At 43.7% G+C, this 24,693-nt stretch carries 27 protein-coding genes and 1 pseudogene; 12 read left to right on the top strand and 16 right to left on the bottom strand.

From position 1 onward, the window contains the following. Positions 1-44: 44 nt before the first annotated feature. From PTW35_RS06845 to PTW35_RS06835, 3 genes and pseudogenes are all read left to right on the top strand, one after another. Positions 45-203: pseudogene (locus PTW35_RS06845) on the top strand (ogr/Delta-like zinc finger family protein); the annotation flags it as partial. Positions 204-281: 78 nt separating this feature from the next. Continuing rightward, positions 282-1,295, top strand: coding sequence for a hypothetical protein (locus PTW35_RS06840; RefSeq protein ID WP_281027058.1), 1,014 nt, complete (start codon positions 282-284; stop codon positions 1,293-1,295). A gap of 262 nt (positions 1,296-1,557) precedes the next feature. Further along, positions 1,558-2,262, top strand: a complete 705-nt coding sequence (locus PTW35_RS06835) for a hypothetical protein (RefSeq protein WP_281027057.1) — start codon at positions 1,558-1,560, stop codon at positions 2,260-2,262. A 54-nt stretch (positions 2,263-2,316) separates the two neighbouring features. On the opposite strand, the gene PTW35_RS06830 is transcribed toward PTW35_RS06835, so the two are convergent. The 10 genes from PTW35_RS06830 to PTW35_RS06785 form a co-directional block, all read right to left on the bottom strand. Continuing rightward, entirely contained in the window at positions 2,317-2,517 is a 201-nt protein-coding gene (locus PTW35_RS06830) for a hypothetical protein (protein WP_281027056.1), read from the bottom strand. Between the two features lie 554 nt (positions 2,518-3,071). Beyond that, positions 3,072-5,327: a replication endonuclease gene (locus PTW35_RS06825; RefSeq protein ID WP_281027055.1), complete on the bottom strand. Its 2,256-nt coding sequence runs from the start codon at positions 5,325-5,327 to the stop codon at positions 3,072-3,074. A gap of 18 nt (positions 5,328-5,345) precedes the next feature. Then, complete coding sequence (locus tag PTW35_RS06820) at positions 5,346-5,561, bottom strand: hypothetical protein (protein ID WP_281027054.1); 216 nt, start codon at positions 5,559-5,561, stop codon at positions 5,346-5,348. Continuing rightward, positions 5,558-5,785, bottom strand: a complete 228-nt coding sequence (locus PTW35_RS06815; protein WP_107297644.1) for a hypothetical protein — start codon at positions 5,783-5,785, stop codon at positions 5,558-5,560. The genes PTW35_RS06820 and PTW35_RS06815 overlap by 4 nt, the downstream gene beginning before the upstream one ends. Further along, entirely contained in the window at positions 5,782-5,967 is a 186-nt protein-coding gene (locus PTW35_RS06810) for a hypothetical protein (protein WP_107297643.1), read from the bottom strand. The genes PTW35_RS06815 and PTW35_RS06810 overlap by 4 nt, the downstream gene beginning before the upstream one ends. Continuing rightward, a complete protein-coding gene (locus tag PTW35_RS06805; RefSeq protein ID WP_281027052.1) occupies positions 5,964-6,380 on the bottom strand; it encodes a hypothetical protein in 417 nt (138 codons plus the stop codon). The genes PTW35_RS06810 and PTW35_RS06805 overlap by 4 nt, the downstream gene beginning before the upstream one ends. Continuing rightward, entirely contained in the window at positions 6,377-6,763 is a 387-nt protein-coding gene (locus PTW35_RS06800) for a hypothetical protein (RefSeq protein ID WP_281027051.1), read from the bottom strand. Before PTW35_RS06800 ends, PTW35_RS06805 begins: the two co-directional genes overlap by 4 nt. A 38-nt stretch (positions 6,764-6,801) precedes the next feature. Beyond that, positions 6,802-7,095 carry a hypothetical protein gene (locus tag PTW35_RS06795; RefSeq protein ID WP_281027050.1) on the bottom strand — a complete coding sequence of 98 codons (294 nt, stop codon included), beginning with the start codon at positions 7,093-7,095 and terminating at the stop codon, positions 6,802-6,804. Positions 7,096-7,105: 10 nt separating this feature from the next. Next, positions 7,106-7,651: a phage regulatory CII family protein gene (locus PTW35_RS06790; protein ID WP_281027049.1), complete on the bottom strand. Its 546-nt coding sequence runs from the start codon at positions 7,649-7,651 to the stop codon at positions 7,106-7,108. A gap of 40 nt (positions 7,652-7,691) precedes the next feature. After that, positions 7,692-7,907, bottom strand: coding sequence for a DNA-binding protein (locus PTW35_RS06785; protein WP_107297638.1), 216 nt, complete (start codon positions 7,905-7,907; stop codon positions 7,692-7,694). Between the two features lie 98 nt (positions 7,908-8,005). On the opposite strand from PTW35_RS06785, the gene PTW35_RS06780 reads away from it, so the two are divergent. Then, complete coding sequence (locus PTW35_RS06780) at positions 8,006-8,629, top strand: helix-turn-helix domain-containing protein (RefSeq protein WP_281027048.1); 624 nt, start codon at positions 8,006-8,008, stop codon at positions 8,627-8,629. Then, positions 8,619-10,928 carry an ATP-binding protein gene (locus PTW35_RS06775; RefSeq protein WP_281027047.1) on the top strand — a complete coding sequence of 770 codons (2,310 nt, stop codon included), beginning with the start codon at positions 8,619-8,621 and terminating at the stop codon, positions 10,926-10,928. The genes PTW35_RS06780 and PTW35_RS06775 overlap by 11 nt, the downstream gene beginning before the upstream one ends. Positions 10,929-10,941: 13 nt before the next feature. Here the strand turns inward: PTW35_RS06775 and PTW35_RS06770 are convergent, their stop codons facing one another. From PTW35_RS06770 to PTW35_RS06760, 3 genes are all read right to left on the bottom strand, one after another. Next, positions 10,942-11,319, bottom strand: coding sequence for a Rap1a/Tai family immunity protein (locus PTW35_RS06770; protein ID WP_281027046.1), 378 nt, complete (start codon positions 11,317-11,319; stop codon positions 10,942-10,944). A gap of 399 nt (positions 11,320-11,718) precedes the next feature. Continuing rightward, positions 11,719-12,651 (bottom strand): hypothetical protein, encoded by a 933-nt coding sequence (locus PTW35_RS06765; RefSeq protein WP_281027045.1) that lies wholly within the window; start codon positions 12,649-12,651, stop codon positions 11,719-11,721. Between the two features lie 235 nt (positions 12,652-12,886). Next, positions 12,887-13,417 (bottom strand): hypothetical protein, encoded by a 531-nt coding sequence (locus PTW35_RS06760; RefSeq protein WP_281027044.1) that lies wholly within the window; start codon positions 13,415-13,417, stop codon positions 12,887-12,889. A 104-nt stretch (positions 13,418-13,521) separates the two neighbouring features. Between PTW35_RS06760 and PTW35_RS06755 the strand changes: the two genes are divergently transcribed. The 5 genes from PTW35_RS06755 to PTW35_RS06735 all read left to right on the top strand — a co-directional run bounded on the left by PTW35_RS06755 (position 13,522) and on the right by PTW35_RS06735 (position 18,709). Continuing rightward, entirely contained in the window at positions 13,522-14,526 is a 1,005-nt protein-coding gene (locus tag PTW35_RS06755; protein ID WP_281027043.1) for a tyrosine-type recombinase/integrase, read from the top strand. Between the two features lie 307 nt (positions 14,527-14,833). Continuing rightward, positions 14,834-16,480, top strand: a complete 1,647-nt coding sequence (locus tag PTW35_RS06750) for a mechanosensitive ion channel family protein (RefSeq protein WP_281027042.1) — start codon at positions 14,834-14,836, stop codon at positions 16,478-16,480. A 311-nt stretch (positions 16,481-16,791) separates the two neighbouring features. Continuing rightward, positions 16,792-17,235, top strand: coding sequence for an META domain-containing protein (locus PTW35_RS06745; RefSeq protein ID WP_281027041.1), 444 nt, complete (start codon positions 16,792-16,794; stop codon positions 17,233-17,235). A 148-nt stretch (positions 17,236-17,383) separates the two neighbouring features. Beyond that, a complete protein-coding gene (locus PTW35_RS06740; RefSeq protein WP_281027040.1) occupies positions 17,384-18,127 on the top strand; it encodes a ParA family protein in 744 nt (247 codons plus the stop codon). Between the two features lie 330 nt (positions 18,128-18,457). Further along, a complete protein-coding gene (locus tag PTW35_RS06735; protein ID WP_281027039.1) occupies positions 18,458-18,709 on the top strand; it encodes a hypothetical protein in 252 nt (83 codons plus the stop codon). Positions 18,710-18,774: 65 nt separating this feature from the next. Here the strand turns inward: PTW35_RS06735 and metE are convergent, their stop codons facing one another. Next, positions 18,775-21,066, bottom strand: coding sequence for a 5-methyltetrahydropteroyltriglutamate--homocysteine S-methyltransferase (metE, locus tag PTW35_RS06730; protein WP_281027038.1), 2,292 nt, complete (start codon positions 21,064-21,066; stop codon positions 18,775-18,777). 234 nt (positions 21,067-21,300) lie between these two features. Between metE and metR the strand changes: the two genes are divergently transcribed. Continuing rightward, positions 21,301-22,212 (top strand): HTH-type transcriptional regulator MetR, encoded by a 912-nt coding sequence (metR, locus tag PTW35_RS06725; protein WP_281027037.1) that lies wholly within the window; start codon positions 21,301-21,303, stop codon positions 22,210-22,212. 44 nt (positions 22,213-22,256) lie between these two features. Here the strand turns inward: metR and PTW35_RS06720 are convergent, their stop codons facing one another. Beyond that, complete coding sequence (locus PTW35_RS06720) at positions 22,257-22,445, bottom strand: DUF4250 domain-containing protein (RefSeq protein ID WP_281027036.1); 189 nt, start codon at positions 22,443-22,445, stop codon at positions 22,257-22,259. Positions 22,446-22,560: 115 nt separating this feature from the next. Continuing rightward, positions 22,561-23,229: a hypothetical protein gene (locus PTW35_RS06715; protein ID WP_281027035.1), complete on the bottom strand. Its 669-nt coding sequence runs from the start codon at positions 23,227-23,229 to the stop codon at positions 22,561-22,563. Positions 23,230-23,490: 261 nt separating this feature from the next. Here PTW35_RS06715 and PTW35_RS06710 point away from each other — a divergent pair, with 261 nt between their 5' ends. Then, on the top strand, positions 23,491-24,663 hold the full coding sequence (locus PTW35_RS06710) for a GGDEF domain-containing protein (protein ID WP_281027034.1): 1,173 nt from the start codon (positions 23,491-23,493) through the stop codon (positions 24,661-24,663). The last annotated feature ends 30 nt before the right edge of the window (positions 24,664-24,693 follow it).

Genomic DNA, 24,693 nt, shown 5'->3' with positions numbered 1-24,693 from the left:
TATTTGTTATCGGCAAATACAAATAGAGGTGTCCAGCTATGGCTATGCGAATTCATTGTAAAGAATGCGGTAACAAAGCAAGGATTGAAAAAACTAATTGGTTTACTTCTACATCTGCTGATTTATATTGTTCTTGCTGCGATCCCGAGTGTGGGCATACTTTTGTTATGTCCTTAGGCTTTAGTCACTCTCTGAACAAAGCTTATGATAAGCGGTTATAGTAGCAATAAGAATACCAAAACGATTAATAACATGGAATACAACTCAGGTTAAAAATATAGATGTTTGATATTATCAAAAAAGCACAAGAATCAATGAAAATTAATGATTTCTATAGGAAGTTTTATTCCACTTTAACATTAATGGCATTTTTAACAGCAACAATATTTATTCTTCTCACTGTATTTTTTAATTTTTTCAACTTAAGTGAAGAGACATTAAAAAACCTTCATTCAATAGGTACTTATGTATACTCATTTTTTGTATTCGTACTCTTCATCGTATGGTCAACAGCAATCGTAATTGATAAGATATCAAAATATAAAATACATGAAATTGCAGGATTTATAGGCATTGGATTATCTCTCTTGTGCTTAGCTGCCATGCCTTTTTCTCCATTTTTCACATATGCCTTTATAAGTGCTAGCTTTCTTTGCCTATATTCATCTATTATTCCAATAATAAACTCTACACTACCAAAATTCAGCAATAAGAACTGGGAACCAGCATTTTTATTCAGTGTAATATTATCAATATTTTTATATTTCGCGAATGTTATTGGTTCAGCTGTCATCAATGCTATTTTTGCAATTGATGCCAGCTACTTCCCAAAAACCATTGTTTTTGCAATGTTACTCTTAGGGGCATTACTTTCACTAATAGTTTCATTTATCTGTATTGTGTATATTTTTATACGCATCCTCATGAAAAATGATGATAAAAACAAAAAGCCTGGGTTTGATTTTTTTCACTCGACAATGTTCATGGCTGCATTTTCCTTATTCATTTTTAGTGATGCTATAATTAATAACCCAATAGGCTTTATTGAAAAAGTAGCTACAAATTATGACTTCAATTCATATCACTTTTGTAAATTTGATGATGAAGTAAAAGGTGTTATTACACTAGACCCAGCCCACACGACTGTACTAACTTACCGAACTAAAGATGAAAAAAACCTATACAAAATAGAGAAGTGCATCTTAGGTGATAATACGGATAATAAAGAGATGGTTACAAACAATTCAGAGCAAAAACATCCAGACTCAAAATCAAGTTCTTCCACTGACAGTTGATATACCAACCAACAGCTCCCGCGCCATCTCCAATTGGGTCGCATCAAGCGGCCCTTTCTTGTCTTAGACAATGAGCAAGATAAGACACTCTCCTGAACTATAACACTTTGACTTTGATCAAGATTAATAGCTTATTCATAGTAAAATATTAACTCGGGCATTACCATATACTTTATGGCATTTATTAAATACCAATCAAAAAACAACAATATATGCATAAGAATTAGTTTAATGGAATAATTAGTTATATGGAGGAAAGAAAATGAAGAATGAAAGTAGATTTTTACACTGGATGTATATCATACTAGCCTTCATTGCTTTTCTTGTAATTGCTTTGACTAAGTTTGGCGCTGAATTACATAAACCATCAATTCCTGCTTATCTAACAAGACCACCTCAAAACTCTGTAGTTGAGAGTGTTGATGAAGCACTATCGAATATGAACCCTGCTAATATAGCATTCAATGTTCCAGAGAACCTTAATATAGAAGAATCATCTATCGTCATTCTGAAATTAAGCTTAAATGATACTATAGAACAAATAAAAGAGCTTATTGATGAAGCTGGGCAACTGTATGGTGCAACGATAAAGGTATCAGATCGTATGGAAGCAAGATTATCTGGTCATAATTTTCAAATAACTGCTATTACAGCTGAAACACAAGCAGTTTCTAAAGACCAGAATACTGAATGGAAATGGGAGATAGAACCAAAAGTAGAGGGTTCACATAGGCTTCACTTGACCCTCACTGCATTACTAGAAATAGATGGTCATAACACACCAAGGACAATAAGAACTTTTTCCCAAAAAATTACAATTAAAGTGACAACAGCACAAAGAATTAAGTTATTTTTCAATAATAATTGGCAGTGGATGTGGGCAGCAATCCTTGTACCAGTGATAGGCTGGCTTTGGAGTAAAAGAAAAGCAAGTAGCTCCGATAAAAGCCAATCCCCAGAAGGGTAATAGCCTATTTATCTCTTTTGAATAGTAAGCTTTTTCATAAATATACTTTCCAGTTTACTGCGCTACAACACTTGATACATCAGCCAACAGCTCCCGCACCATCTCCAATTGGGTCGCATCAAGCGGCCCTTTCTTGTCTTCGACTACTAGCTTGATCAGGTACAAAGCCACTTCGGTACGATCTTCGCCGTATGTCTTTGCAGCTAAAGCCTCAACAATGAAATCAACTGCTTGCCAACTGATTGAGTGCGCCATCTTCATAACTCCTTGCGTAAAGCACTGTATGAATATACAGTATTATGTAAGCAGTTTACAGCACTGATAGGCAAAAAATTGACACAACCACCTGATTTTGATGAAGTTCTAATCAAAACACCGCGTTTAGAGATCTGTAATGGATGTCGAAGTCACCGCTATTGCATCCAGCTTATGAGCAAGCCTCTCCCTTGGCAGAAGGCTTCTTCTCCCAAACCACACCCTGTTTGGCTGTGTGAAAGGTGCACGGATTATCATAAGCGACAGCCTTTCCGTGATTTTGCGAAGCAGCAATCTCCGCGTTCTGTTTGATTTGTTCCCTAAGGGTCTTTAACCCTAAAGCATCAAAACACATAGAGTTCGCTCCTCATTGTTGTGATTGGATAAGCAGCCCACCGGGCCGATATACAGGTTGGCCCCAACTCTTATGTACATGATCATAAACCTGCACATTGTTTGAATCCTCGACAAGCTTTTCCCAGCACAATCGGTATCTTGGGTTAAAGTGAGTCGCTTCACTTGGCCGGCCTTCAGGTACGGCCATTTCTATAAACTCATACATCAGGTATTCCCTCTTTCTTTGAAGTCCAGTACTCCTTGCTTGGCGGGGTAAAGCCGCCTGCGTGTACTGGGATGGATTTAATGATGTCGGCATAAGTCCGCTCTGGTTCCGTTTCTGGGATTTCTTCATAGTCCCAACCCGGCCAGCCATCCTCATACTCTTCAACTACCTGCGAAATGCGAAGCTGCAGGCCGATATCCGTTTTATCGAGCCATACCTGCTCACCTTTCTTGGTTCTAACCTTGTCGCCCCTAGCGATAGCAGCTGCGCCACCTATATCAACGTCAATGCCATTCCGTTGAACATGGTCGAAAACTGTCCGTTTCACTTCGTTCAGTGGATCATTGAGATCCTCCGTACAGTTATTGACAGAACTCCAAGGGGCGCGGCTGTCGCCGCTTTTTGCAGACGCTGCACCTTTCTTAGCAATAACCCAACCATCGGCGCGCGATATCATGGTGAGGTCGATGTGGTTGGTGATCCCTTTTAACTTGGCAACAGCTTCCCCATACTTGTTTTCCTGTGGTTTGTAGATAAGGCGCAATGGCTGTTCCTTGCGAGGACAGAACAATCCGCCCATGGCAGCAATGAACATGCTCCAACTACCGGAATCGGCCGCTACTCGAGCCACTTCTAGCAAGGGCTTCTCAGCTTTCAGCTCTAGGAATGATTTCACTGGCCGGTGATACTTCACACCAGCATCTTTGGCAGCTGCAATTCCCGCTTTGGTTTCCTCATCCTGTTCTAGCCGGCGCAACTCACGCCAGATAGAGACCGGAGGCCCACCAATCTGTTGGAACTGACGAATACCCCACTCACTCGCCCACCCCGTTACAGCTTCTGCTGTCACGTTGGCTGCCATACCGGCTTCTTCATCTTCTTCCACCTTAAAACCATCGACATTCTTAGCGATGTACTTGGCGATATATCCGGTGGCGCTACCCTTTTCAGGGTCGATAGCTTTGTAGTCAAAACGTGGGCTAATACGCTTCGCGGTTTGCTCGATAAGGTCATGGTCAGTAACCGGAGAGAGCTGGCCTGTTTCTTTAACAAAGCAGCTAGCCCAGTACCCAATATCAAAATGACTCACTCGAAGTTCAGAGCGATCTTCACGGGTAAAGTAATCTGCCAACACAAAGCGAATCATCTGCTCGTGTTCAGGGCGGAAGAAAAACAACATGTGCCAATGCGGTGTGCCATCGTGGTGTGGTTCACATACCCGAAAGCCAATGATAGGAAGGTGAAGGCGATTCAGCTTGGCACGCGCACGTGACCAAACCTTACCTAGATATCGGTTAGTTTGTTTTGGGTTAGCGCCAGCATACTTACGATTGCTGTGGGCCTTCCCTTTTTTGTCCTTAATAAAGGCGTGGTACTTACTGGGAGCTGTAGCAGTAAAGAACCCTCCCATTAAACCTTGTTCCTGGGCGATATCTTCAAAGCCGCGCATTCTTACCATTAACTCATGCCGGCGAATTTCGGGGTTAGATACCGATGCCTCAACGGCTTCTAACAAGGCAATCTCTTCACCTGTTATCTCATTCTTGGCAATCATTTGTGCCAAAGCCCGCTTATTAGCAAGCTTGCGTTCTTTGTAATCACGCAAGCCAATACGGCTTAAATAAGCTGAAACACCTTTGCGAACCTTACCGGCGATAATCCGGCAGTGTTCGCAAAAACGTCTGTAAGCGATTTCTAGTTTTCGAGCCCACCAATCATCGGAAATCAATCGAGCCATTTGGCTTGCCATCAAGACTTCTTTAACACGTCGCCCATATTGAACTGGTGTTTCTCCCTTTGCAGGGAGTATCGTCTGCATCGGTACGCCAACAGTGAAACCCCACTGATTGGGGATATTCATCATTTCTTCAAATACCGATTTCATCGTGGCGCCTGCCTCACTACCGGAAGACAGAATGTTGTGGCACTGAGTGGCAAGGTCATTGGCTAGCTTGCTACGCTTTACCTCATTACGAAGGTTTTCGATATGCGTTGGAAACTGTGCGATGGCACTGGTGATCATTTGCACCTGGCGGCGTAACCAGATATTGGCACTTCGGCTTTGGCCGTTGCGCTTTACATACTTTTCCCAGCGAAAGACGTATTGCTTGTAGAGGGAGCTGGCGAGATCACCTGGTAAGGTAGAAACCAAGTTTTGAGCCCAGGTGGAATCATCCCGCCACAAGGCTGTGCGGCCTGGGCAGGAATCAATATAGGCTTGAGAGGGTTGCGGGTAAGTGGCGTCCATTGCTGATAACCTTCCTTATCAAACCAACTTCCCTATGGCTTCAGTGGCCCATTTGTTAGCAAAAGCTTGGTCAACCTTCCCTTCAACTTCTTCTGGAAAGGTTGCCGTTACTCCCCATCCCCAAAGACTCGGAGGAGTTAATTTCAGCTCTACCACAAAGGCGTTCATCAAAAAGTTATAGTGACGGGGTTTAACCGTGACGACACCATGATCGGTTTGAAAGGTCTGGCTCATACCTCAACAAACTCCTGTGCATCGACAATCAGAAAGCCGCCTGCTCCGCTTCGTTTACGAATCACGCCGTTTCTTAGGTGCTCGCAATCGAACTTGGTACATGCCTCAACAATGGCTTGTTGTTGGGTGTCTAAATCGCCGACTTCCATATTCATCACTTCGCCGGTTTCATCATTACGAATGATGCCGCCATCAGCACAAAGGAATACCGCTAAGTAATTCATGCGTTCTCCTTCTGAATAGCTTTAGCTTCGGCGATAACTGAGTTGCTGATATCGATTTGCCTTAGGGCATCAGCAGATGAGTAACGATGCTCTTCTAGGATGGGAACAAAGCAAACCATGCACTGAGTCATCTCGTTTAGGCGGTCGATAAGTTCTTGGTACATCTGCTCTTGTGTCATCATGCCGATACCTCGTTGAGTGAGTTATTGAAGTGAAGTTCGTTGGTTTGATGCCACCAGGTTTCAATTGCTGATGGCAGTGTGACCTGACGGTTATGGGCGGCGGTAAAGAACAGACCACGAATCGCGCCCAAGGCTTGGGTTTCTAGTTCGCTACCGTTTTCTGTGTTGTTGAACACACACATCCAAAACGCGAACCAGCCAGCGTAGATGTCGTCTTGGTCTATTAATGCAGGATCATGCGCAACATGGAGTGATTGGGCTTTTGCCGTATCCAAGGCAAACCACTCACCAGTGACGTCTTCGATGTAGTTGAAGATGTTTACGAATACATCTTTCTGAGATGGGCCAAGGCCGACCATATCTAATGTTTGATTGAGTTCGTCGGCCATCACCATGATATGACAGAGGCTCATGCTGCAGCCTCCAACTTATCTTTTGCTTCAGCGATAAGCTCAAGCAACTTGTCTTCGATTTCTAATAACTGCTGTAGCGGTGTGGCGTCGTCTTCAAATCGGTTACGGTCTAGATAAAGAGATTCTCTATAGAGATGAATGCTCTCTCCCACTTCATAACGGTTATCGACCGAATTCACCTGCACATCAAACTCTTCGGTGTGGGCATGAAATCCCACATGTATATGGATTAACTTAATGTTGCTCAAAGCCAATGATGTAATTTCGTTGATGACATCTAAACAACCGCGTTCTTGGCTCATCTGCTCTGCAAAGGCTGTGCAGTCTTTTGCTAGTTTCTCGGCCTGTAATGCTAATTCACTTTTACCGTTTCCTTTCTTCATGGTGTTCTCCTAACCAAGTGACTGCCCTTGTCGGGCTATTATCGAAACTCTTTTAATGAGCGATAAGCGAGTGGCTTAAGGGCATCTGCCAATGTATTGATGGCTTGGTGAAGCTTCTTACGCTCGAATGGTGTCAGTTCATGGAGCTTCATTGGAATGTGGCGTTGCTTTAACCCCGCCGAGAAACATAAAGTGCGCTTTACTGACTCATCGAGGTTCTCGTAACTCAGCCCCGCCAGGCTTTTGCAATTGAGTAATTCGTGACAATGAGCTAGCGATTCTGATGCTGGCCTGGGGTATGACTGTTCTATTTTTCGTGCTGCGTTTCCCATGGTTATCTCCTTATGAAAGACCCGGTAGTGGCATTGAACCAAACGCGTCGACCGCACAGGAAAGCACTGGTACAGCTTGAAACTTGCCTTCGACTTCATTCATTAGCATGACAAGTTCACGAACGGCGCATTGCGCGCGCTTCACGACTTGTTCTTTGGTGCGGCGATTAACTCGATTGGTGGCATTGATTTGCAAGGTGTGAGCACTGAGCTCACCGGTGGCTGAAGAAATCTCTAACATACGATCAGTTAAAGATGTTGTTGCTTGCTCTGTATTGGCAGCTGGTAATGGTACCGCGGTTAGATTGAGTTCCCTTAGTAGGCCATCGACCAAGCTGGTATCCATTTTCCCTGTATCTGGGTTATAGGTTGCTTTGGTAAGTAGCAGCAGCTCCTCAGCGAATAGCTTATGGGGTTTGTTGGCATCTAACTTATTGCACTGCATTTGAGCATCCAAACCGAACTTTGCAGCCAGATGCTTAATGACATGCGTGTTGCTGAAGGTGGTGCAAGCGTTGAGGAACGCTGTATGTTTTGGACATTCATTTGCAGACATAGTGGGCTCCTATCCCAATTGCTATATTCAAATGACTTAGTTAAAACACATATGAATCCGCTTCTCGCATTAGGGCAACCATGTTGATGAGCGGTTTTTCTTTGGGTTTGCCCGGTGTTTTAGGACGGATAGGGAGTTTGCCTTCATGAAGCATTTTGTTGACCTGCCCAATTGTTATCCCTGTGATATCAGAGAACTTTTGTACTGTGACAAAGGGGGCAAGTGGTGCACTAAAGACTATTGAAGTTGATTCCATAGTGGTATCCTTTCTAGTTAACTGTTGTTCAAATCAATCCCCATTGATTCTATGTTGCACAACGTCATTTGACGTTAATGATGATACTAGGTGATCAAATGCATCCAAGTCAAGATTTAAATACTGCCGAGATAGCAAAATTGCTACCTGAAGACTATCAAGGTGGTAAAGATGTGACTACCCGTCTACTTAAAGTGCTCAATTTGAAGGAGTACAGATCACTTTCTGATGTATTTGACGTTTCCTGGGGAACCATTTCCACGTGGCATCGACGTGAACAAACACCGTTTGAAATTGCTGTTCGAGTGCATTTAGCAACTGGAGTATCACTTCGTTGGCTTCTTCTTGGTGAAGGTGACATGCTCGATTCGAACAAACCTAGCATTTCAAGTGACAAAGTAGAGCTACCCTACTTCCAGCTAGATAACGGTGAGTTGCTAGATAAAGGCAAGATGTTCTTCGATCCTCAGTTCCTGGAAGGAATGCCTGATGCTGAACACTTGATGCTGGTTGAGCATGAAGGGAAGAAGTTGTTTGTGGATACGAGCAATACAAAGGTTATTAGTGGAGAGTACCTTGTCCAGTTTGATGGGTTGGCTTCAGTTAATGAATTACACCGTATTCCTGGCGGGAAAATTCATATGAGCTTCAATGGAAAGGATATTGAAGTCGAAGAGAATAAAATGACTATTTTGGGAAAAGTTATAACTCATGAGCTATGATTTAAGCAGATTAAATGACAATGAATTTGAAGTTCTTGCTGCTGATTTAATTGAAAAAAAGCTTAACTGTAATGTTGAGATTTTTAAACAAGGAAAAGATCAAGGCATAGATGGTAGATTTAGAACGTTTAATAATGAAAAAGGAATTATTCAAGCTAAGCACTGGTTTAAGCAGGATGTAGCAAGGCTTATATGGGAAATTAAAAACAAAGAATTAAACAAAGTTAAAAAACTTTCACCTGACAGGTATATTTTCGTTACATCACTAGCACTTAACCCCAACGATAAAGACAAAATACAAGCTGCTTTTGATGGATTTATTAAAAATACAGATGATATATATGGAAAAGATGAAGTTGAAAACTTTCTTAAAAAAAATCCAGACATTGAAGAAAAACATTATAATCTGTGGTTATCTAGCGCTAACGTTTTAAAAAGAATATTAAGTAGTGAAATTAGAGGTAACAGTGAACTTTGCTTAAAAGAAATTTATGAAGATTCTAAAAAGTACATTGTTACTGAATCACATAATAAAGCAATAGAAAAAATTGAAAAAAACAATGTAATTATAATAAATGGTGAGCCAGGGGTTGGAAAAACAACATTATCAAAAAATATTTGCCTGTATTATGTTAGCAAAGGTTACGAGTTTTGTGATATTGGTTCTGACATAAAAAACGGAACAACACTATTCAATAAAGAAAAAAAACAGATATTTTACTTTGATGATTTTTTAGGCCATAATTTTATTGATCTAAAATCTGATAAAGAAGATTCTGAAATATTAAGATTTATCAAGAGAGTATCAAGAGATAATAATAAAAGATTCATTCTCACTTCCAGAAGCACTATACTTATCCAACGTAAGATAAATGTTGAAGCTTATAGTCAAAATAAAACCTCCCAACATGAGTTTGAGCTTAAAATTAGAAAACTGTCAAAAACAGACAAAGCTAAGATACTTCACAGCCACCTTAAACATTCAAGTTTAGAGACATCATACATAGATGAAGTTATTAAAAACAAATCCTACAATCAAATAGTAAACCATAGAAACTTCAATCCAAGAATTATTGAACACATAACAGATGAATATAGAATCAGTGAAAACAGTATAAGCAAAGACAATTATTTAGATTACATAATAAAAACATTAAATCATCCACATGAATTATGGGATACTTACATTAACTCACAAAATTACATTTTAAAATCGATAGTTATGTTTGTTGCATTCTCCCATCGGTTTATTGTAATTAGTCATGATGAGTTAGAAAACTGCTACTTAAACATAAAGAAAATCGATAAAAAAGCTAAACTTGAAAGCAAACCTGACAGCTTCAATGATTGTATAAAATCTTTGGTGGGCTCTTTAATAAACCGCCATGTTAGTAATAACAAAGTTACATATACAGTATATAATCCATCCATAACGGATTATCTTATTAGCAAATATAAAAATGACACTGAGACACTATCTAACATATTCTCTTGCTATAGTTCTCCAACGTCATTATTAACTTTAATTTCAATGATAACCGATGGAAATTATATACTCAATCATGGAACTATAAAGCAAAAGAAATTGTTATCTAATGTTATAAACAACATAATTGAAAACATTAAAGAATATAATTTAGATAAAAATGATTCTTATCAACTATCACTTATTGGCTTAGCAATAAATAAATTATCTGTAACTAATGAAAATAAAATGGAGTTTATTAACTGGTATAAAAACAGAGACTATACAACCTACACACCTAATAGTATCTCTAAATTCTATAAATTACTTAATTCAACAAATGAAGTTATAGTCCCAACAACCAATCAAAAAGAATTTATAATAAACTGCTTGAATTCACACTTAGATATAGATGATTTACAAGACATCTCTTTATTAATTAAATTATTTTCATTAGATGACAATAGTGAAATAATTGAGTCTCTACGTACAAATACTGAAGAATGTCTAGTTAATGACTTTGTTGACATTGTGAATCAGACCGATGCTTTAGATGAACTATACCCTGAAGATAGTTTTGATGCCGAGCAAAAGCTAGATGAAATATTGGAAGAAATACTTGGTAATTTTTCGATAGATATGTCAAATTTAATTGATTTAGATAGCATCACATCTACGTATGATGTTGAGTCAAAGCTAGAAGAAAATTACGATAATTTAAGACTCGATGAATATGTAGACGATTATCATGATAAAGATCACGAGGCCAACGCTAAAGATGAGAGTGACGACATAGATTCATTATTTGAAGATCTTTGTAGTAAAGAAGAATAGCCGCATAAGCGACTTATTTATACATAAAGTCTTCACAATACGTCTTGATATAGGCATGAATCACAAGCTTACCTGCAGGCTCTTGTCGATGTCCCAATTGTTTTAAGGTTTCAAGCACTTTACTAGTAATCTCTTGATTAATTGTGCCATTGTCAACCCTGCAAGCTGCCTCTTGGTTTATCGCCCTTTGCCCTTCCATACCATCGACAACACCTAGGACGTAGAGCATCGCATATTGGAAGCCCTTATCACCTTGCTCACTAATAGCAATGAGCTTGTCTGTTTTCATGCCTGTCCAGCAACTTCCTGGGCAAGCAAATTGGCTGAAAAAGCGAAAGAAAGCAGAAGAAATATCACCTTCATCATTACGCCACCAATATCGCTCGTCCATCAATACTCACCTGAAGCAACCCACACTCAGACACCAACCATTCTTCATTTCGACCAAGCATATTCAAAATCCATCTGATCATATTTGCCCCCTCGCCTAACTTGATAGAAGCACCCAAACGCTAAAAATAGTAATGATTTCATGTGATTTGCGTGATATTGCACATTTTTCAATATTAACCAATAACATCAATTACATTAGTACTAGAGGCATAACTTCCCGGAGGTAACAATGAATCAAGTCGAGTGCACATTAGATGGTAGCTACATGACAGTTAAAATCTTCTGGGGTGAAATCAATAACGATACAGAAAAGCCCTACCACTAATGCAGGGCAATATTAGATAATAGCTCAACACTTTTGCTGGACTATCTATCGAAGAATGGTAACGCGAAAGAATCAATCACCTAATCGTTTTTTGTATTTAGCTTCAGCATTCGCTCTTGCTTCGGCTCTGATTTCTTCCTCAACAATAATTCTCTGAATCCGGTGGCGCTGCACCACCCTTAGAAGTGCGAATGGCAATCTGAACAAACCAATCACGATGCCAACTACAAAAAAAACAGACCCAACTATAAAGCTCCACAAAGTTTTAACGGTTCGCCGGATGATGCCACGCATCAAAAAAACCAACAACAATATGGATGCCAAAGCTAGCAACTTTGCAATCAGCCCATTTTTGTTTTTTACGTAAACTTCATGATTCAGTGCTTCATGCTTGGCTTTAGCAAGAGTCATTTGGATGTCTAGTGCCTCGGCTGTGCCTGATGGGTCAATAGTTGCATCAATCTCTCGAACTGGTACCCAACGTGCCTCACCCCTCTCAAGTCCACCTTTCTTGTTAACCCTCAGTCCAGAATCATAATTCGCATCCTTGCTCTCCATATGCAAGGCAATCGACTCACCACGCTTCTCAGATTCTAAAAATAGATCCAACTCCTGTTCACTAGAGTGAAAGCCACTAAAGTAATGCTGTGGCGCATAACTATTGTAATATTGGTTGCGATCAATCTCTTTTCCGTTAAACGCATAGAAGTATGCCTTGTCTTCATAGGTATGTTTTGAACGGATGTTTGGGTTACATGAAAGGGTGTATTTCTCCTCCCATCCAAATACAAATGAGTACATCTTGTCTACCCAGCTAAAATCATAGTCTGATGAAGAAAAAGGTCTATCAATATTACAGTACGCATCAAGAGTAAACACTCGCCTATCTGACACCGACCACTCGATAACACCCGTCTCTTTGTTAAAAGACTTAGTGACATTATCCGATGCTAGCGCCATTGAAGATGAGAAAATTAAACACATTGCTACAAGAAAATTATTCATTTATTTATCCAAACACGATATTTCAAACTGGATAGAGATTATATTAAGTGCTTGTATTTAGATAATGAAATTACTTTTTCACCACGATTTGTAATACATTCCTACTAACATATAAATGTATCCGGTTAACCATAGTGGTAGGTAACATAGGCCCCCCCAAAGGAAAACCAATTCCCAGAGCTTCTTACCCCAAACATATGAATTTTATTAACTATAAAGAGAAAGAGCGTTAGTACTACCGAAAGTAAAGCAATGCTGCAACTAGAAGGAATTGCAAGACAATCGCTCCGATTAGAATGTTTAGTTTTGTTTGAAAACTTCCGACTTTTTCTTCCAGTTGCTGAATTCGATAGTTTTTATCAAACAAAACGACACTTTTTTGGCTGTTTTCCTTGTCGATTTCTTCCTTCGTTGTTCTCAAAGCATATGTGCCAATAACACTACCACCTGCACCGTAAAACATAACAGGCGCCACGCTAGCTAAAAGATCGCTGACTCTCTTAAAGTCAAAAAATGTTGCAGGCACTAAGTGCGGTAAAGCTTCGAGTAGCTCACTAAAAAATGCACCAATTAAGATTAATAGAAAACCTTTCCAAAGCTGATCAGTTCGGAGTTCACAAACCCAAAATAAGATGCACATAAAGAATGCTACCAGTGCGGGACTAGCTAAAAATTGAATTTTAAAGAAGAAAGCCGTAATCATGGCTACGAATGAAATAACAGCAAGAGTTATTAATTTCTTATGTGTTGTTAAGGTTGTTTCCATCTGATCCTCAAAATTCATTTGTTTGTATGTAAAAAATAAAACATTGCAACAACATGAATATCATAGCAAAATTACACTGTATATTAAAACAGTATTTTTAGCTTATGTCTGTTAGAAAACAAAGAGATGGAACGTGGCTATGTGAATGCTACCCTCACGGCCGACAAGGAAAAAGAGTTAGGAAGAAGTTCGCCACTAAAGGGGAAGCGACTGCTTTCGAGCGCTTTACGTTACGTGAAGCTGAAGATAAGCCTTGGCTTGGCACTGCCGACGACAAGCGCCGGCTGTCTGACCTTATTGAGCTTTGGTATCACTACCACGGAAAGAACATCAAAACCGGTAAGTTATACCTCAAGATACTGAACAACATGTGCGGCCAAATGGGCAATCCTATTGCAGCTAAATGCAAAGCGAAAGATTACACCGAGTACCGAGCGAATCGTACTAACATCCTGATGGGCGATGGGCGTTCTGTTGCAGCTGAAACTCAGAACTTGGAACTGACTTTGCTGAAGGCTGTGTTCAATGAACTTATTCGAATTAAGGAGTGGCCTTTACCTAACCCATTTGCTGAAGTGAAAAAAATTCGCTCCGATGAACGTGAGCTTACTTTCCTTTCACACGAAGAAATTCGCACTCTGCTTGATTACGTCGGTACCCAGAACAATGCGGAAGACATGACCAATGTAATCAAGGTGTGCCTGGCTACCGGTTCTCGCATTATGGAAGCGGCAAAGCTTAAAGGCTCACAACTCACCAAGTACAAAATCACCTTCACCAATACCAAGGGGAAGCGTAATCGTACCGTACCAATCTCCCCAGAGCTGTACGATGCTATCCACAAACCTGGTAATGGCCCTCTTTTCTCTGTTAACTACTTCCCTGTTTATATGCGACTGCGAAAATGCTTTCCTGAACTCCCTAAAGGGCAAGCTACCCATGTGCTTCGCCATACCTTCGCCAGCCACTTTATGATGAACGGCGGAAACATCTTGGTGTTGCAGCGAATCCTTGGTCATCGCGATATAAAACAGACCATGGTTTACAGCCATTTCTCACCTGATCACCTACAAGATGCAGTGACGAAAAACCCGCTAAATTACCTGTAAGTGATTGAATTGTAGATACTCTAAGTGGCGACAAAGTGGCGACAGAGAAGAAAAAACACGTCGTAAATTGCTGAAAATAGCATAATTAGGGGTTATGTAAGCTATTGATTAAATCAGTAAGCCACTGATTTAAAACAAATATAGAAAAAGCACTAATACTAGCGATGGTAAACATTGCCCCCTCAAGTAGGGGGCCTTTTTTTCTCAGTCAACATTTTTTCTTCCTTCCTTTCCTGAAAATAAGCCAGCACCAACGCAATGGATTTCTATGTTTATTGATACTTAGGTATCGCTCGGAGTCCGATTCATGCGCTGGCTAGTTATCTTCGCCCTCTTCTTCTCCCTCTTGTCTTTTGCCGAGGAAACCGAACAAGCCCCGGAACAAAAAAAGGATGAATTTGCCAAGATAGAGCAGTTAGACAAGGAAATGGCTGAGCTTTACCGGGAATCACAGGGAAAAGTCGGCACAGCAAAAAATATCATTGATATGCAGATGCTAAAGAAAAATGAGGATATCCGGGCTGAATTGCAAAACCTGATCAAGAACCGAACCGAAGAGAACACCCCGAAAGTCACGAAGTTTGTCAACGAACAGGTCGAGTACCTTACCCTTGCCATTGATTTTCTGTTTAAACGGATCGCCAAGCTGCAAAACGACCTCGATGATGTCGATCTAGAACAGAAACTCATTACCCAAAAAACGCTCAACGAAACCACCGCGTTTTACCATACAATCTTGAGTGAACAATGGGTCAACTTCGGCTGGCTGGAGTTACTCGGCACCCCGGCCGACAAGAGCAAGCAGGCCCTGATCAAAGACATCGAACAGCGACTCGATTTTTTATCCGCCAAGCTATCATTCGACCACCAGCAGGAAAGCGTGCTATCGGGCCAAATCAAATCTGCCGCCGATGAAGAAAAGGCCTCATTGCAACTACAGTACATCTTCGCCCAGCGTGAAGTCACCAGTGATATCGACAACCTGCAGTTTATCGTCGATCTTGCTAACAAAATGAAAATCGATACCACCGATTTCACCAAGCAGCTGTTCGTGATCTCCGGTAACCTGACCAATGAGATATTAGACTATAAGGTCATCCTGTCATTGCTGTCCGACTGGCTAGAAGATTTTCGTGACTGGCTGGCACAAAACACCCCGCAGGCCCTGTTCAAAATATTCATCTTCCTGCTCATCATTTTCATCTTTAAAATCTTGAAAAACATCACCCGGCATATCGTCACCCGGGCAGTCTCGGCTCCAACCCTGCGGATGTCGCAACTGATGAAGGACTTTTTCATCTCTATCAGTGGCAACACTGTATTGTGCATAGGTATCTTGATTGCCCTGTCGCAAATAGGCCTGAATCTTGCGCCGGTCCTGACCGGTTTCGGTGTCGCCGGGGTGATAATCGGCTTTGCCTTGCAGGACACCCTGTCGAACTTTGCATCCGGTATGATGCTGCTGATCTACCGCCCTTTCGACGTCGACGACTTTGTCGAAGCCGGTGGCACCTCGGGCAAAGTAAGCCATATGAGTCTAGTCAGCACCACAATCAAGACTTTTGATAACCAGATCCTCATCGTACCCAACAGCAAGATCTGGGGCGATACCATCAAAAATATCACTCATGAAAAGGTGCGCCGGGTCGATATGGTCTTTGGCGTTAGCTATAGTGATGATATCGAAAAGACCGAGAAAGTGCTGGAGGCAATCATCACAGAGCACCCGATGGTACTCCGCTCGCCCGAGCCTACGATCAAGCTACATACCCTCAATTCGTCTTCTGTCGATTTCATCGTGCGTCCCTGGGTCAAGACCGAGGATTATTGGGACGTCTACTGGGATATCACCAGAGAAGTCAAAATGCGCTTCGACAGAGAAGGGATTTCTATTCCATTCCCGCAACAAGATGTTCATCTGCACATGATAAACAAGGCAAACACCCCTAAATAACACCAAGGTAACAGGCTCAGCGAAATTAATTGGACTATGAATAAATGACGCGGGCTTAACATTTTTTCATTTGGTGTTATTTAAACTACCATCTGTATATCCAAGTGCGTTAAACTGCTTGGAAATAGGGTAAAACCTAACCAAACCTGAATATTACAGTGTTAAGTGTGTTTTCTATTTTCTATCACACGAAAATCTGATATATATTGTAAAACAAGATAAAAAACGGCGTACAATTAGTTACTTGGCAAACCATCCAGTGAGATAATGCTTTGCCTGGTAATCATTTTGACTTCTGGGGATTTATGATAATGAAGAAACGTTTTCTTGCCGCGTTAGCAGTACCTGTTATTCTTGCTGCTTGTGCATCTAACACTGATAGCGAGCCGACGACCGCGATGATTAGCCAAACAGACCTTGCCACGTTTAACTGGGTACTGAACAAAGTTGACGGTAACGAGCTTCAGCTTGCTGAACCTTTCAAAGCACCAAACCTTCAACTGTCTGCTGATCTAGGTGCTAATGGTCATGCCGGCTGTAACCGTTATTTCGGTCAGGCAGAGCTCAATGAAGGTAAGCTTCGCATCGAGAAAATGGGGATGACCATGATGGCTTGTCCTGAGCCAGCAATGGAGCTAGAGCGTGTAATGAGCGCTACGCTTATGGATTGGAGCGCGGCCACAGTCGCGGGTAACCAGCTCACTCTAACTGGCGCAGAGCACACACTTACATTTACACGTACCGACGCTGAATAAATTATCTATCACAGCCATACTCTTTAAATAGGCGCCCTGTCGGCGCCTTTTTTCATTTTTGTTTTTTTCTTATTTACTTTCTGGTCGTTGCCGTCGCTTATTAAGATCAGTACTGAAAAATAAGCGGGAGAACAAGTAGGTGAGTTCTGTGCGAAAACTCTGTGGGCTTAAGTCATCTCGGGCACAAAAAATACTGATCCTGAACAAGAAAGGGGGGGCAGGAAAATCCACGCTTGCCATTTCACTCTCTAGTGTACTCAGTCGCCACTGCCGAACGGAATTACTCGATCTCGATGAGCAACGGACTTCGCACTACTGGAGCCACAACAACGATCGGGTTGAGGGCCATCACTTCAATTTCGACCGCGGACAACTGTTTTCTCTGGCAGTCAAGGTAGATACAGAGTGCGAGGTGATCGTCATTGATACCCCGTCCAATTTTAGCGCGGTCGAGCTGGAGCGTTACATAGCACTTGCCGATCGCATCGTGATCCCGGTACAACCCACCCCCGTCGATATCCATGCAATGCTCAATTTTACCCAACAGCTCATAAACACAGCGGCCAGCAAGCACAGGCGCATACCGGTCGCTATCGTCGCCACCCGAAATGAAAAGGGTTCCCAAGGTGTCGAATTACTCAAGCGTGTATTGGGCCACCTGCGTTATCCTTTGCTCGGCTCAATGAGCAACTCCCCGGTTTATCCGCAGGCGTTTGAGGAAGGTTGTAACTTTATGGATATCGACCCGTCGCTTGACGCCCAGTTATGGTCGAAAGCCTGCAAATGGCTAAAGCTGCCACGCTATCCGTTGCCCCAAGGAGAAAGGCTCAAAAGACCAAGTATCCTTCCGGAGACTTTCAAACTGGCTCTCGAGCGTCCAAACCGAATCTAGGCCATCAATGGCCTAGATTTGTCTTATTTACGATACGATTATGTTTCGTGCAAATATTGCCAAGACTGGTTGTTAGATCCTAATTGTATTTATTACACAATTATTCAATACGTTAGATATAACTTTTGACTCTATATAAAAATATATTATGCCGTCAGTCCGGCTTTATTGATAATTCGACAACTTAAAGTTTTGTAAATCCTCATGGTAATGATTTTTTATCAGCTAAGCTAAATAGACCCAAGCCGCATCAAGATATGCGCTCCAAGAATACCGCTTGGGCAATAAGACAACTCGGTATCCTTTTCAATCTTGCTAAGGTAGGCTGTTATGAAAAATGTCGCGTTCATTATTATTGCAGGGTTATGCTTTGCTAATTCGGCTGTCGCTTACGAGCTGCAAGGCCGCAATGACAACAGTGTGGTTTCTCCCCAGACAGTAAAATACCAACCCTCCAATTATGTCCCCACCAGCAAAGAGCTGCAGGGACAGAAGGAAAGAACTCGCTTTCCAGTACTAAAGACCAAATATACCCAATCAGACTACAAGCCTAGTTTTGACGATATCAAAGGTCGCTCCTGAGCGGCACCAGAGCCCCTTAGCCATTTTTTGCTGGGGGCTCGCTTCTACTGGCCAATATTGACCGCCTACCCCACTTTAGACTGGTGCAACTGACGAAGGATCTTCGCGGCCTCGATCATATTCAATAAAGCAGCCTCTGTTTCCTCCCAGCTACGTGTTTTCAATCCGCAGTCCGGGTTCACCCACAGGCGCTCGGCCGGAATTCGTGCTTGCGCTTTCGCGACCAGTTCAGTGATCTGCTCGACGGTGGGAATATTCGGCGAGTGGATGTCATATACCCCCGGGCCAATTTCATTTGGGTAGTCAAACGCTTCAAAAGCTTCAAGCAATTCCATGTCGGAGCGAGAGGTTTCGATGGTGATCACGTCGGCATCAAGTAAAGCCACCGACTCAATCATGTCGTTGAACTCGCTATAGCACATATGAGTATGAATTTGGGTTGCTGGCTCAGCACTGGCAGCGGAAATCTTGAACGCTTTCACTGCCCAGTCCAAATAAGCCTGCCACTGGCTTGCCTTCAGTGGCATTCCCTCTCGGATCGCGGGCTCATCAATCTGGATGATCTTGATCCCCTTCTCTTGCAGATCCGCCACTTCATCCCGCAGTGCCAATGCGATCTGGTTGGCGATCTCCTCACGACTGAGATCTTCGCGCGGGAACGTCCAGCCCAAAATGGTAACGGGACCGGTGAGCATTCCCTTAACAGGTTTGTCCGTCAGCGATTGGGCATAGTGCGCCCAAGATACGGTCATCGGTGCCGAGCGGTAGATGTCTGACACAATAACCGCAGGCTTGACGCAGCGGGAGCCATAGCTCTGTACCCAGCCAAAGCGGGTGGCCGCAAAGCCTTCAAGCAACTCGGCAAAATATTCCACCATATCATTGCGCTCGGCCTCACCGTGCACCAAGACATCAAGCCCCAGCTGGTTTTGGCGCTCAACCGCATCCTTGATATGCCCCTGCATTGCGGTAATGTAATCCTGCTCTGCCAACCGGCCTGCTTTGAAGTCCCGGCGCTGGGAACGGATTTCATTGGTTTGAGGGAATGAACCAATGGTTGTTGTCGGCAGCAGGGGCAGTCCCAATGCTTGGCGCTGCACACGGGCGCGCTCGGCGTAAGGAAGCTTCCTTGTTGCCAAATCATCTGTGATTGCCGCTGTACGTTGACGCACCAGCTCGTTATTCACCACGCTACTGGTCGCCCGGGCCTTAATCGGCGCGCTGTAGCGATCGCACTCTTCGAGCGCAATGTCGTTGCCATCTAAAGCCTGGGCCAACAAGGTTAGCTCGCGGCATTTTTGCTTGGCAAAAGCCAGCCACTGACGGACTTCTGGCTCCAGCTCTGTTTCCAAGTCCAAATCCATCGGGCTGTGAAGCAATGAACAGGAAGACGCGAGCCACAGCCGCTCGCCCAGTGCTGCTTTGGCCGGTTTCAGCCTTTCGACCAAAGCGGTCAGATCCGCGCGCCAAACGTTACGGCCGTTGACTACCCCGGCAGACAATACCCAGTGTGCAGGTAAGCGCTCAACCACCTCATCGAACTGCTCCGGCGCAGCCGTGAGATCGACATGGAGGCCATCGATGCTGAGTGCGGTGATCGTATCGAGTTGGTGAGCAATACTGTCAAAGTAAGTGGTCAACAGCAGCTTGGGCGAGCCGTGGAGTACCTGATAGGCGATCTTGAATGAATCGGCCCACTCTTTGGGTAACTCTAGACCAAGGGCCGGCTCGTCAATTTGGACCCACTCAACATCCAGCTTTGCCAGTTTGTTGAGAATTTGCTGATATGCAGCCAGTAGCCTTGGCAGCAATGTGCGTCTATCGAATCCGGCATCTTTCTCCTTGCCCAACCAAAGGTATGAAACTGGCCCTAAAAGTACCGGCTTTACTTTGTGGCCAGCTTTTTTCGCTTCAGCAATTTCCTCGAACAGCTGCGGCCAGCTCACGTTGAACTCATCGTCTACACTGAATTCCGGCACGATATAGTGATAGTTGGTGTTGAACCACTTGGTCATATCCGAAGCCGCACACTCGCAGCCCGTGGGAGCCTTACCTCTGGCGACTCGGAACAAGGTATCCAAATCCGGGAAACCGCTGCGGTGGCGCTTGGGTAAATGGCCAAGTAGCATACTGGTACCCAAGACATGATCGTACCATGCAAAGTCACCCACTGTGACCAAATCCAGGCCAGCCCCCGATTGCTCCCCCCAATGACGGTGACGCAGCAAGCTGCCGACCTCATTCAACTCGGCCTGCGAAATATCGCCACGCCAGTACTTTTCCTGAGCAAACTTAAGCTCGCGCTGGCTGCCGATTCGCGGGTATCCCAAAATATGTGTTGTTGTTTTTAAAGTCATTATTGCTCCGTCCATGCATTCTCTTCTTTGTTGGACTAACAATGACCCACGCTCGGACCATGAGCAATTTCTTATCATTAATGTTTATCTTGAATAAAATTCATAAGAATTCACTTGTGTATTTTTAGATATAATCGCATTTGGCCGTCTAGATGTTTACACTGCTATATTTTCTCGCTACATTAAAAAGCGTTTCAGGGATAGCACCAAAGTAGAAAAGCAAGAGGAAGCGATTTGATTGAAATTAAACACTTAAAAACACTGACTGTGTTGAGAGATACCGGATCGCTAACCGCGACAGCCAATACACTCTGTCTGACCCAATCTGCTTTGTCGCATCAACTGAAAGATTTGGAACAGCGATTAGGCAGCCAGCTTTTCCTGCGTAAAACCCGCCCCGTGAAGTTTACGGCTGAGGGCGATATCTTATTGCGGCTTGCCGATGATCTGTTTCCAAGACTGGCGCAGGCCGAGCATGAGCTAGCCAGCCTGAAAGAAGATACCAATGGCCGCCTTCACATGGCGATCGAGTGCCACTCCTGCTTCCAGTGGCTGATGCCGGCCCTCAAGGAATACCAGATTCATTGGCCAAACGTCGCGCTGGACTTCTCTTCAGGTTTTGGTTTTGAGCCTCTGCCCGCTCTGGGCGCGGGTGAACTCGATCTTGTCATCACCTCGGATATTCAGCCCCGCAGTGACATCCATTTTGAACCCCTATTTGATTTTGAGATGCGTCTGATCGTTTCTCCGCAGTCCCCACTGGCTGCCAAAAACATTATCTTGCCTGAAGATTTGGCCCAAGAAACCATGCTGAGCTATCCGGTACAACGAAGCCGGCTTGATGTCGTGAAGCATTTTATGCAACCAGCTGGCGTAGAGCCCGCAAACTGGAAGCAAGCGGATAATACCCTGATGCTGATACAGATGGTATCTGCTGGACTAGGTGTTGCTGCGCTGCCAAACTGGGCAGTCTACGACTTTGCCCGTCAGGGGCTGATTATCAGCAAGCCATTGGGTGATGGGCTGTGGCGACGCTTGTTTGCAGCCATTAGGGCTCAAGAACGCGAACGGCATTATTTATCTGCGTTTTTTGCGACGGCCAAACAACAATGCCAGACTCATTTAGAAGGAATTAAGGCTGCATGATAGCGGTTGACGCCGATGCAGCCAGGACAAAAGGTAAGGTGGAATTATTTGAATTGGTTGTTGATAGGATCGTAATGGTAACCCAAGTCTTCCATTTTTTGATTTAACTCGTTGAAGTCCAGTTCGTAGCGACTGACCAACTCTTCGACTGTCGAACACTCAAGGCGTAATCGTTCATTCACGATACCGAGAACGATGTTGCCATCCATGCTCAAAAGATTATTAATCTCCATACTGCCTGCCCCTCGGTAAGTATTCACTCATGAGTAAGCATAGACAGAGTGAGGCGGAAAGAGAAAGCGCCGCCTCACATTTCACCGATATTGCCGAGGCTAAATAGCCTTAAAATTACATTAATGCGACCTGCATGTTGGCTGAGATCACTAAAATGCCGGCAGCGACAACCAATTGCCAACGGTTAACCGTTTTGCCAGTCAACAGATGCATCGACCACACAAGCAAACCTGCTACAAGCAAAACCAAAGCCGCAACCACATTATTAGTCAATAACGCCAATTGAGTCTCATCAAGCTGGTAAGCAAGCCATAACAGGCAAAGTACACTTACCATCGCACTGACAAACCCTGCAAACGGCAGCAAACGGTGAAATGCCTGCAGACGGGTTCTCGCTTGTGTCAGTAGGATGTGAGCAACCAGTGAACCAAACAGCGCAATACTGACCAAACTCAAAATGGCCACGGGTAGAGTCAACGTGGGCAGCAAAGAAAACCAGACAAAAAACGCCAGTACATTAGCTGCATAAAACACATTGAGAGGGCCCGCATCGCGGGTTTTGCCTGTTTTGACTTTCAGGGTAAAGTAGCCCAAGGCCGCCAATGGCAAGAAAGCATAAGGCTGGGCCAGTGCTACGACTAACCAACCCACAAGAAGAACGGGTAAGGTTTTATGAACCCTTCCCCGCTGACCAGGGCAAATCTCTCCTTTAGTAAGGACCAAACTCAGAATCAACTGGGCACCAAGCAAAGCAGGGATCAGAAAAATTAAAGCAGTGTTCATGGGAATATCTAGATAAGGCCTAACAAAGTGTGTGGATGATAGCAATTCCTCCCTTTGATACCAACTGCGAAACTGCCGTTCCTGGTGGGAGGTAGGCTTATCGTTCTTATTTTGTTAACAAAGCTAGGCAAATGTGGCTTACATTTTGGATCAATATCACTGAACAATAAGCGCCTGCGTGAAATAATAGCAATTACTCGCCATCAGAGATCAATAGCGGTTTGGATCTAGGACTATCAGACATTAGCAAGGACAATCGCTATGACATCTTCACTGCTGCCACTGTTCAAATCACTCAAGTTATACATCCCCGATCTCTGGAGTGCCCGCGCTCATTCCACCAGCTTCAGAAATACCCGTAGCGGATACCTTCGCAGCCGGATCACCATGCTCTCTTCGGTATGGGGCATCTTGGTTATTCTTTGGCTGCCTTTTGATTTGATGTTGCTCGCCGACCCAGTCAACCACCAAATAGCCGCCTCTCGGCTACTGCTTGGTGGAGTACTGTTGGGAATTGCGTGGAAAAACCACCAGCATACGACGTTGAAGCGAGCCCAATGGTACATGGGCTTGATGGTCGGCAGTATTAACCTGTTTTACCTCTATACTGCTTGGGTTCTGGATTTTCCGACGGTCTATAGTGGATTTGTCTATGGCTATACCCTGTTGCCGATTGTGCATGTCGCTATCTTAACCATCTTGCCAGTAACCTTAAAAGAAAGCCTCTGCATGCTGGCAGTGACGGCTATCACGCAGCTCTTGGTCGACTCCTTGGCCGGTCATTTGCTAAACCCTGAAAATATCGCCAGCTACTGGTTACAGAACGTATTGGCCCTGATGGTTGTTTGGTCTCAGCTCTCCAAACTGCACATGTTGATGCGGCTCTACCGTCAGGCCACCCTCGACCCGCTTACGGGGGTATACAACCGCCGGATGCTACTGCAGCTGGCGGACAAGTATCTAGCTAGCTGCGCGCAAAAAGGCCAGCCCTTTTCCGTTCTGCTGTTTGACATCGACCGCTTCAAGCGGATCAACGATACATGGGGGCACGGTGTCGGTGATAAAGTACTGAAAGAATTTGCCCATTTTATGCAGCAACAAATCCGCAAAACCGATCTGTTTGGCCGGTTCGGCGGCGAAGAGTTTATCCTCTTCCTGCCGCAATGCACCTCTTGCGACGCAGAGAGAATGGCCGAGCGAATGCTATCGCGCATCCGCGCATTGGAAATCGAAACAGGAATAGATAACACCGCTATCAACTTCACAGCCAGTATTGGTATTTCCAACTATGCTAGCGGCGACTCGCTCTCATCCATAATTGAGCGAGCTGACAGGGCGCTGTACGACTGCAAAGATGCTGGCCGTGATTGCACCCGCTTCCACCCTATCGGCTACAGACCCATTCTGAGCGAAAGACGCAAAGCCATCGCCTAAATCGTTCACCGCCCCTTCCTTAAACATACG

The sequence above is a fragment of the Photobacterium sp. DA100 genome (assembly GCF_029223585.1).
Taxonomy (GTDB): Bacteria; Pseudomonadota; Gammaproteobacteria; order Enterobacterales; family Vibrionaceae; genus Photobacterium.
The sequence above is the reverse complement of the archived record's forward strand: the minus strand, read 5'-3'. Positions and strand labels throughout refer to the sequence as shown.